A 1,586-nucleotide genomic window follows, 5' to 3' on the forward strand; every position below is an offset into this window, starting at 1 on the left:
TTCGTCGTGTCGCTCCGGACGTCGCCCGCGGCGAAGACGCCGGGGCAGGTCGTCTCGACCGTGCACGGCTCTCGGTCCGGGAGCGGCCACCGCCCGCTTCGCGCGGCGTCGGCCCCGGTGAGGATGAAGCCCTTGCCGTCGAGGGCGATGCTCGGCGGGAGCCAGTCGGTCCGCGGCCGCGCCCCGATGAAGACGAAGACCGCCGCGCAGTCGACGTCGCGGATGCCGCCCCCGGCGTCGCGGAGCCGGAGGCCGTCGAGCGGCCCGTCGCCCCGGACGCCTTCCACCTCGACGTGGCGGAGGACTTCGATCCTCGGGTGGTTCTCGACGCGGCGGGCGAGGTAGTCGGACATGCTCTTGCGGAGGTCGCCGCCGCGCAGGAGAAGCGTCACCCCGGCGGTATGGTCGGCGAGGAACATCGCCGCCTGGCCGGCCGAGTTCCCGCCGCCCACCACGACGGCGCGGCCGTCCCGGCAGGTCCGGGCGTGCACCGAGGTGCAGGAGTAGTACACCCCCGCGCCGTCCCACCGCTCGCACCCGGCGACCGGGAGCCTCTGGTAGCTGGCGCCGGTGGCGATCAGGACCGTCCTGCCGCGGACGACCTGCCCGTCGTCGAGCTCGAGCCGGTGCAGCCCCCCCTCGCGGCCCATCGAGCGGACCTCGACCGGGGCGACCAGCTCGGCGCCGAACTTCAGGGCCTGGAGGTAGCCGCGGTTGGCCAGGTCCGCCCCGGACAGCCCGGCGGGGAACCCCATGTAGTTCTCGATCCGCGAGCTCGTCCCGGCCTGGCCGCCCGGCCCGAACCGGTCGAGGACCAGGGTCGAGAGCCCCTCGGACGCGCCGTAGACGGCCGCCGCGAGGCCCGCCGGCCCCGCCCCGACGATCACCAGGTCGAACGGCTCGGCGCGGATCTTCCGCTTCAGACCCAGGCACTCGGCGATCCGGGCGACGGTGGGGCGCGGCGAGCGGGTGCCCCGGTGGCAGGCCACGAAGGGGAGCTGCTCCGGGGCGATCCCCAGCGACTCCATGGCGGAGCGGCCGTCCGGCTCGTCGACGTCCACGAGGGTGTGCGGGACCTTGTTCTTGTCGAAGAACTCGCGGATCTCCGTCACTTCGGGGGTGCCCGGACGCCCGAAGACGCGGACGCCGACGAACCCCGAGCGCTCGAGCATGATCCGGCGCGTCTGGAAGGCCTCGAGCAGCTTGTCGCCGAGGTCGGGGGCCTCCTGGATGACCCGGCGCAGGTCGGCCTGGCCGACGCAGAAGGCGCGGGTCGCGCCCCGGGCGTAGGCCGAGACGACGGCGGGGCGGTCGGTGAGCAGCGAGACGTCGCCCGCGAACTCGCGGGGCCCGTGGACGACGATCGTCTTCGGGGCGTCCGCCGACTCGTCGACGATGGCGATCGAGCCCGATTCGACCGCGTAGAACGGCACGCCTCGCTTCCCGGCCGGGTAGATCAGCTCGCCGTCGACGAACGAGCAGACCGAGGCCAGCCCGGCCAGGCATTCGAGCTCGGGATCGGTCAGCGTCGGGAACGCGAGGTGGTGAGCGTAATCCTGGGCCGCCATCAGCTCCGCCTCCGTCCT

At 73.9% G+C, this 1,586-nt stretch carries 1 protein-coding gene; it reads right to left on the bottom strand.

Going from position 1 to position 1,586, the window contains the following annotated elements; genetic code table 11:
• A partial coding sequence (locus tag G6O68_RS31755) for an FAD-dependent oxidoreductase (protein WP_165253756.1) occupies positions 1 to 1,568 on the bottom strand: 1,568 nt, incomplete at its 3' end.
• Between the last annotated feature and the right edge of the window lie 18 nt (positions 1,569 to 1,586).

It is taken from the genome of Paludisphaera soli (assembly GCF_011064595.1).
GTDB classification, from domain to species: Bacteria; Planctomycetota; Planctomycetia; order Isosphaerales; family Isosphaeraceae; genus Paludisphaera; species Paludisphaera soli.